At 48.7% G+C, this 7,937-nt stretch carries 11 protein-coding genes; 10 read left to right on the forward strand and 1 reads right to left on the reverse strand.

Going from position 1 to position 7,937, the window contains the following annotated elements; all coding sequences use genetic code 11:
- Positions 1 to 20 precede the first annotated feature (20 nt).
- From rplQ to rpsI, 7 genes are all read left to right on the forward strand, one after another.
- Entirely contained in the window at positions 21 to 392 is a 372-nt protein-coding gene (rplQ, locus tag KNQ18_RS16435; protein ID WP_023466649.1) for a 50S ribosomal protein L17, read from the forward strand.
- A 98-nt stretch (positions 393 to 490) separates the two neighbouring features.
- Positions 491 to 1,321, forward strand: coding sequence for an energy-coupling factor ABC transporter ATP-binding protein (locus KNQ18_RS16440; protein WP_215085611.1), 831 nt, complete (start codon positions 491 to 493; stop codon positions 1,319 to 1,321).
- Positions 1,309 to 2,163, forward strand: a complete 855-nt coding sequence (locus KNQ18_RS16445) for an energy-coupling factor transporter ATPase (RefSeq protein WP_215085613.1) — start codon at positions 1,309 to 1,311, stop codon at positions 2,161 to 2,163. Before KNQ18_RS16440 ends, KNQ18_RS16445 begins: the two co-directional genes overlap by 13 nt.
- Complete coding sequence (locus tag KNQ18_RS16450; protein WP_029343097.1) at positions 2,160 to 2,951, forward strand: energy-coupling factor transporter transmembrane component T family protein; 792 nt, start codon at positions 2,160 to 2,162, stop codon at positions 2,949 to 2,951. The genes KNQ18_RS16445 and KNQ18_RS16450 overlap by 4 nt, the downstream gene beginning before the upstream one ends.
- A complete protein-coding gene (gene truA, locus KNQ18_RS16455) occupies positions 2,951 to 3,685 on the forward strand; it encodes a tRNA pseudouridine(38-40) synthase TruA (RefSeq protein WP_215085615.1) in 735 nt (244 codons plus the stop codon). Before KNQ18_RS16450 ends, truA begins: the two co-directional genes overlap by 1 nt.
- Before the next feature lie 168 nt (positions 3,686 to 3,853).
- A complete protein-coding gene (rplM, locus tag KNQ18_RS16460; protein WP_023466654.1) occupies positions 3,854 to 4,291 on the forward strand; it encodes a 50S ribosomal protein L13 in 438 nt (145 codons plus the stop codon).
- 24 nt (positions 4,292 to 4,315) lie between these two features.
- Positions 4,316 to 4,708 (forward strand): 30S ribosomal protein S9, encoded by a 393-nt coding sequence (rpsI, locus tag KNQ18_RS16465; protein WP_023466655.1) that lies wholly within the window; start codon positions 4,316 to 4,318, stop codon positions 4,706 to 4,708.
- Between the two features lie 93 nt (positions 4,709 to 4,801).
- Here the strand turns inward: rpsI and KNQ18_RS16470 are convergent, their stop codons facing one another.
- Positions 4,802 to 5,089: a hypothetical protein gene (locus KNQ18_RS16470; protein ID WP_215085617.1), complete on the reverse strand. Its 288-nt coding sequence runs from the start codon at positions 5,087 to 5,089 to the stop codon at positions 4,802 to 4,804.
- Between the two features lie 96 nt (positions 5,090 to 5,185).
- Here KNQ18_RS16470 and KNQ18_RS16475 point away from each other — a divergent pair, with 96 nt between their 5' ends.
- From KNQ18_RS16475 to KNQ18_RS16485, 3 genes are all read left to right on the forward strand, one after another.
- The gene (locus tag KNQ18_RS16475) at positions 5,186 to 5,836 is read left to right on the forward strand and encodes a M15 family metallopeptidase (RefSeq protein ID WP_133208752.1); all 651 of its coding nucleotides are present in this window, start codon (positions 5,186 to 5,188) and stop codon (positions 5,834 to 5,836) included.
- A 144-nt stretch (positions 5,837 to 5,980) separates the two neighbouring features.
- A complete protein-coding gene (locus KNQ18_RS16480) occupies positions 5,981 to 7,012 on the forward strand; it encodes an Mrp/NBP35 family ATP-binding protein (protein ID WP_023466657.1) in 1,032 nt (343 codons plus the stop codon).
- Positions 7,013 to 7,014: 2 nt separating this feature from the next.
- Positions 7,015 to 7,617, forward strand: a complete 603-nt coding sequence (locus tag KNQ18_RS16485) for a KinB-signaling pathway activation protein (protein WP_064300977.1) — start codon at positions 7,015 to 7,017, stop codon at positions 7,615 to 7,617.
- Positions 7,618 to 7,937: the final 320 nt, after the last annotated feature.

Consider the following 7,937-nt stretch of genomic DNA (forward strand, 5'->3'; position numbering starts at 1 on the left):
ACGAAGGAGGGAATCCATCCATGGCATACTCGAAATTAGGCCGTACAAGCTCACAACGTAAGGCACTTTTGCGTGACCTTGCGACTGATCTCATCATCAATGAGCGTATCCAAACTACAGAACAAAAAGCGAAGGAACTTCGTCCAGTCGTAGAGAAACTCATCACTTTAGGTAAACGCGGTGATCTCCACGCTCGTCGTCAAGTTGCATCGTTCGTTCGCCGTGAAGCTGCTGGTCAAAACGCAGAGGGCAAAGCACAAGACGCGATCCAAAAATTATTCGCTGATGTGGCTCCACGTTTTGCTGAGCGTCAAGGTGGTTACACACGCATCATGAAAATGGGACCACGTCGTGGTGACGGCGCAGAAATGGTCATCATCGAACTCGTTTAATCCTCATTAAATGATTCGCCATAAAAGGGCAGTGCGTATCCCGCTTCTGCCCTTTTGCTACAAAATGAAAGTATTGATTTGATGAAGGAGGAGAGATCATGGACAAGCTGATTGAACTGGAACAGGTCACCTATCGGTATCCGGAACAGGAGCAAGCAGCCTTACACGAGGTCTCTCTGACGATTCGTTCAGGTGAATGGGTCGCCATCGTTGGTCACAATGGCTCTGGAAAATCAACGCTGACGAAATTGTTTAATGGATTGTTGTTACCGGAGACAGGGACCGTTACGGTTGCTGAGCGCTTTTCAAGTGCGAATCCGGAGCAACTGTGGGAGATGCGTCGAGCAATCGGCATCGTCTTCCAAAATCCAGATAATCAATTCGTTGGCACGACCGTGCGCGACGACGTGGCATTTGCTCTAGAAAACTGGGGTGTGCCACGCGAGGAAATGGTTCGTCGTATCGACGACAGTCTAGCGCGCGTTGGCCTTACGGATTTTGTTGATCGAGAACCCCATCAACTATCCGGCGGACAGAAGCAGCGTGTCGCAATCGCTTCGGCGCTTGCGATGCGCCCTGATGTTCTCGTGCTCGATGAAGCTACATCGATGCTTGATCCATTAGCACGACAAGAGGTCATGTCGACCGTTCAAGAACTCCATGCGAGCCACCCAATGGCGGTCATCGCGATTACACACGAATTAGACGAAGTATTACGGGCTAGTCGTGTCATCGTCATGGATGCCGGGAAAATCGTATTAGAAGGATCCCCTCAGGAAGTCTTTCGTCATGCATCGTTCTTAGAAGACATCGGACTCGATGTTCCATTCGTTGTTCGGGTACAAGAACGTTTACGGGCGCAAGGTCTCTCACTCGAGGAGACGATACTAGATGAAAGAGAATTGGTGAACCGTTTATGCCAATCTTAATCCAGGAATTAAATTATACGTATCAACTCAATAGTCCGTTCGAACGAGTCGCGCTACGTGATGTGAATCTTGAGATTCCGTCAGGGGCGCTTGTTGCGTTTGTAGGGCACACCGGATCCGGGAAATCGACGCTCGTGCAGCACATCAATGGGTTGCTCAAGCCGACAGCGGGGAAGGTACAAGTCGATGACATCATCGTCGAACCGAAGAAAAAACAAGACCTCAAGCCATTAAGACGTCGCGTCGGGCTTGTTTTTCAATATCCGGAATATCAATTGTTCGAAGAGACGGTCTTAAAGGATGTCATGTTCGGTCCGATGAACTTCGGTCATGACGCCGCGACGGCTGAGCAATTAGCGAAAGAGGCATTACGGACTGTCGGACTCGATGAAGTCTTTTGGAGTCGTTCGCCGTTTGACCTGTCTGGTGGGCAAATGAGGCGTGTTGCAATTGCCGGCGTACTCGCTAGTCAACCAGACGTGTTGATCGTCGATGAGCCGACGGCAGGACTCGATCCACAAGGACGCAAGCATATGCTGAGTCTGTTTGCCCGGCTTCATGCTGAAACCGGTATGACGTTGCTCCTGATCACGCACGACATGGATCAGGTGCTTGAGTATGCCGAGCGTGTCATCGTTATGGAAGACGCCCAGGTGGCGTTTGACGGGCTACCGCTTGATCTGTTTAAAGAAGAGACTTTGCTTGAGCAATTCCATCTCGATCTTCCACATGTCTTATCGCTTGCTTGGCAAGTCGCTGATCGGCGGGGACTGGAACGACCGGACATCCGGACGGAGACCGAATTGATCGAGTGGTTGATGACGAAAGGGGTGAGCGAATGATCGTCGGACAACATATTCCCGGTCAGTCGTACTTGCATCGCTCGTCAGCACTCGCCAAGATCATCTTTGCTTTCTGCTTCATTCCGCTCGTCTTTCTCGCAAACAATGCAGCAACGAACATCTTTTTACTCATTTTTACGTTTCTCGCACTCATGAGTAGTCGCTTACCGCTTCGTTATGTTCTAAAGGGACTACGCCCGATTCTGTTCCTGATCGTCTTTACGTTCGTCATCCAACTGTTCTTCACGCGCGAAGGTGCCGTCCTCTTTGAGTTCGGCTGGCTCCGGATCTACGAAGAAGGACTTCGACTCGCGATCATCGTCTCATTACGCTTCTTCTATCTCGTCTCGATCACGACGCTCGTCACGCTGACGACCTCACCGATCGAATTGACAGATGCGATTGAATTGTTGTTGAAGCCGTTCAAGGTCGTCCGTGTCCCGACGCATGAGATCGCGCTCATGTTATCGATCTCGCTACGGTTCTTACCAACCTTAGCGGAGGAGACGGAGAAAATCATGAAGGCACAGCAAGCACGTGGTGTTGATTTATCGGCAGGACCGATCAAGGAACGTTTACGGGCGATCATTCCGTTATTGATTCCGTTGTTCATCTCCGCCTTTAAGCGGGCAGAGGATCTTGCGACAGCAATGGAAGCGCGGGGATACCGTGGAGGAGAGGGACGGACACGTCTACGGGAGTCCAAGTGGACGATGCGGGATACGGGTCTGATGATCTTGCTCGTCCTCCTGACGATCAGTTTAGTAGGATTGCGAGGGATCGGGTAATGCGTCGTTTAAAATGTACGATTCAATATGATGGAACCGGCTACGCCGGGTATCAGGTGCAACCAAACGGATTGACGATTCAAGAAGTGATTGAAACGACGCTTGCGCGGATGCACAAACATCCCGTCAAGGTCATCGGGTCGGGGCGGACGGATGCGAGAGTGCATGCCTACGGACAAGTCATTCATTTTGATACGGAACTAGCGATTCCTCCGGAGAACGTCGTCAAGGCACTGAATACGCTCTTACCAGCGGATATTCGTGTCCGGAGCTGCGAGGAGGTCGAACCGACCTTTGAAGCGCGTTACGATGTCGTAGGGAAGGAATACCGCTATTTCGTCCGCCGCGAAGAAAATGCGTTTCGTCGAAATCTATCGGTTCATATTCCGTATCCGCTCGATCTCGAGCGCATCCGTCAAGGGATGGCACATCTCGTCGGTACGCACGACTTCAGTTCGTTCTGTGTCGCGAAGACGGAAACGGATAACCGGGTCCGGACGATTTACGAGGCAGAGTTGATGACGATCGGTGACGAACTCGTCTTTCGGTTCCATGGCAGTGGTTTTCTCTATAATCAAATCCGGATCATGGTCGGGACGTTACTTGACGTCGGACGCGGTCGTTTTGCACCAGAGGACATTAAAAAAATGTTGCTGGCAAAGGACCGGAACGTTGCAGGCGTGACGGCGCCTCCTCATGGACTCTATCTATGGGAAGTTTTCTATCCGGAGTGAAAAAAGGCAATTGACATTGGCTATTAAAAAACATACAATGTTTATTGGCATTTCATTTATTATGAAACCACAATCTTAGCCCCGTACACCTAAGATTATGATAGATTCACCTAGTGAATAAATGAAAAATCAAAAACAGAACTTTTAATTCCTTAGGAGGTATTTTACATGCGCACAACTTTCATGGCGAAAGCTACTGATGTAGAACGCAAATGGCTCCTTATCGACGCTGAAGGTAAAACACTCGGTCGCCTTGCGAGCGAAGTTTCATCACTTCTCCGTGGTAAGCACAAGCCTACGTTCACACCACACGTTGACTGTGGGGATAACGTTATCCTCATCAACGTTGAGAAAATCGTTTTAACTGGTAACAAACTCGACAAAAAAGTCTACTACCGTCACTCTGGTCATCCAGGCGGCTTAAAGCAGACTGTTGCACGCGATATGCTTGCTAACAAACCTGAGCGCATGCTTGAACTCGCGATCAAAGGGATGCTTCCAAAAGGTAGCCTCGGTCGTCAAATGTTCAACAAACTCCACGTCTACGCTGGAGCTGCACACAAGCACGAAGCACAACAACCAGAAGTTTACGAACTTCGCGGTTAATACGAATTTAGGAGGAACTACACGATGGCAGATGTACGTTACTACGGCACTGGTCGCCGGAAACACGCGGCAGCGCGCGTTTTCCTCGTTGCTGGAGACGGTAAAGTCACAGTTAACGGTCGCGATATCAGCGAATACTTCGGTTATGAGACATTGATCATGACTGCAAAAGAACCACTCGTAATCACAGAAACAGAAGGCAAGTACGATGTAATCGTAACGGTCAAAGGCGGCGGCTTCACTGGTCAAGCAGGCGCTATCCGTCACGGTATCTCACGTGCTCTTCTTCAAGCGGATCCAGAATTCCGCGGCGCACTCAAAGCGAAAGGCTTCTTGACTCGTGATGCTCGTATGAAAGAGCGTAAAAAATACGGTCTTAAAGCAGCTCGTCGTGCACCACAATTCTCGAAACGTTAATTCTTTTCGAATCCCTCTCACCCTTGTGGTGGGAGGTTTTTTTATGCACTAAAAAACCGCTCTCCTGACGAGGTGTCAGAACAGCGATTCAAGTCAAGTCGATTTAGTGGAGCGTAATCGGTGCAATACCGTCAGAAGAAGATAGAGGATGACGATCGTCAGCGGGATGCTCCAAACAAAGAGAGATTGTATGAATTGGGTAGGTGTATGTGCCGTCGTTTGACCGACATGTCCCGTAAAAGAGGTTTCTTCACTTAAGACGGTTGCATTGTCCGGTAACTCCGTCTTGGTAGCGACAGTCGGTTGCAGCGTCAGATACAGGACGAAGCTAAGATGTAAGAGACAGGTGACGCCAAGTGTCCAAATGATGCGTTTTTTCATAGCATGCTCCTTTTGATATGAGTTAAAATCATTCTGCATTCCATAAGTATAGCGGATTTTGTTTTCGGGAACAGGAAACAAAGGGAGTGAGCGTAGATGGCATTATCGATCAGCTGGTTACTTGAGCGAGCGAATCGGAAATTGAATGCTTCGGGACTGTCACGAGAAGTCGCTAAACGAACGCAAGAGGTCATTCGGGAGATGCATGCACAAGGGATTTATGTGGGCGTCGCACAAGGGTACCGATCGATCGCAGAACAGAATCGGTTGTACGCACAGGGACGGACACTACCGGGACCAATCGTAACGAATGCACGCGGGGGACAATCGAATCATAACCGTGGAATTGCCGTCGACCTCTTTCAATATTCCCAAGACGGTACACAAGCGCTATTTCGAAATGACCAAAGCTTTCAAAAGATTGTTGCTGCGATGAAACGACGTGGCTTTTCTTGGGGTGGGGACTGGACGAGCTTTAAGGATTATCCACACTTTGAATTACTAGGAGTGTCTGAAGAAACGACGAATCGCTCTCGTGCGATCGTTCCGTATCCAGGTCGTCCGTTGTATCAAGGAGCAGCCAATATGAATCCACGGGATATCGAACGAATCCAGCGTGCAGTCAAAGCAACCGTGACTCGGCGCTTTGATGCAGAGACGGCTCAGAAAGTGCGTGCCTATCAAACACGTCAAGGACTTGATGTCGATGGTGTCGTGGGTCCTCGTACATGGAATCGAATGTTCTAAAACGAGCGAATGATCGAGTAAAATGATGAAAACCGACACTGGACATGGAAAAGTCATCCTTTCCGGTGTCGAAATGTGCAAGCGCTCTCTTATTTTTGTTATACTAATAAGGATTAAATCGAACGTTTTCAGGGGGAAGGCACTATGTTGAATGAACAAGAAATTCGCGAGGTAGTCGGAACGCTCGTCGATCCGACGATTGACCGCCCGCTTGCAGATACGAACGGCATTCGTGACGTCCGGATTAAAGGTGATTATGTCAGTCTGAAAATCGCTTTAGCTCAATCTGGTTCTGGGGAGCAACTCGTGCTCCAACAGCAAATCGTCAAGGAACTAAAAGAAAAAGGATTCAAGACGGTTGGACTCCGTTTTGAGGCACTTGGTGATCATGGGATTCAAGCAGCGACGACACCGTCGATCCTCAAACCAGAATCGGGTACGACGTTCATCGCGATCGCTTCTGGTAAAGGGGGCGTTGGGAAATCAACGGTTTCCGTTAACTTAGCAGTCGCCCTCGCACGAGCAGGGAAGAAAGTCGGGTTGATTGATGCCGATATCTACGGCTTTAGCGTTCCAGACATGATGGGAATCGAAACACGTCCGACTGTCGTGAACGACCGAATCGTTCCACCAGAACGCTTTGGTGTCAAAGTCATCTCAATGGGCTTCTTCGTTGAAGATAATGCACCAGTCATCTGGCGGGGACCAATGCTCGGGAAGATGCTCAACAACTTCTTCGCAGACGTCGAATGGGGCGATCTCGATTACTTGTTGCTTGATCTTCCACCGGGGACAGGAGATGTCGCACTCGACATTCATTCGATGCTCCCGAGCTGTCAGGAAGTCATCGTTACGACACCTCACGCGACTGCCGCTTTCGTTGCAGCACGAGCAGGAGCAATGGCGATCAAGACGAACCATCGTCTCCTCGGAATCGTCGAGAACATGGCGTACTTTGAAAGTAAAGTGACAGGCGAAAAAGAATATGTCTTCGGTAGTGGTGGCGGAGAGAGGTTGTCAGAAGCGTTAAAAACCGATATTCTAGCTAAGATTCCACTTGGACAACCATATGCGAACGATGCGGATTTCGCCCCATCGATCTATCGCGATGAACATCCATTTGAGACGTACTATAATGAACTCGCCACGCGTGTCATCGAAAAAGTAGAGGGATAAGAATGAAGATTAAAGGATTTTTGAAGCTGTTTTGGATGACGCTCCTAATCGGAACGCTCGCCGGCTTCGTGTTTAACTTGGTAGCGGAACCTGGATATATCCGAAATCAATCGATTAGCGGATATGTGACGGCTCTCTCCTACAGTAGTACGTGGACAGCCATCAGTTTGATGGGATTCTTCTCGTACTTGATCTTACATCGCGTCGGACTCGATTTATTCCGCGGCGCAAAGCTTTGGAATCGTGTCCAGGTCGTCTTGATCGCATTTGCACTATTTGATGGTGTTTATCTACGCGGATTAGCATACGGCTTTGATAAGACGAGCCTTTATATTGGTGAGATGGTCGTCTTGCTTGTAATAGCGTTCTTAGTCGCGCGGACGAAAGCACGGGAAACGAACTTTACAGCGTTCATTCCGACATTGTTCCTCATGACAGTGATCACGTTGATCGAATGGGTACCTGCTTTGCAGGCAACACAAGATAAGCGGATGTTATGGGCGGCGCTTGCGACACTTTTAATCTGTAATGCGTATCAGATTCTAATGCTGCATCGCTTGCAAGAAAAGCCAGCTTCTCAAGGACAATCTCAAAAACAGGCGTAACGAAAAAGACCCGCGAACGGGTAGTGTTTTACCGGTTCAAGCGGGTCTATCTTTTTTCTAAAGTTTTTTTAGAAAAACAGTTGACGAGAAAAACAAGAGTTGATATATTAATACATGTCGCTGAGGCACACGCCAAACGCGAGCGTCACAGATGAAAAAAACTTCAAAAAAGTAATTGACATCACATATTACTTTACTGTAAGATTTAAAAGTCGTCAAATGACATATTGGACTTTGAAAACTGAACGATGAGGCAAAAATCGTATTCTACGGAATACAAAAACGAATGAAGCGCAAGCTTCGTCAATCGTGACTTCGGT

The organism is Exiguobacterium sp. s78 (assembly GCF_018618985.1).
GTDB classification, from domain to species: Bacteria; Bacillota; Bacilli; order Exiguobacteriales; family Exiguobacteriaceae; genus Exiguobacterium_A; species Exiguobacterium_A abrahamii.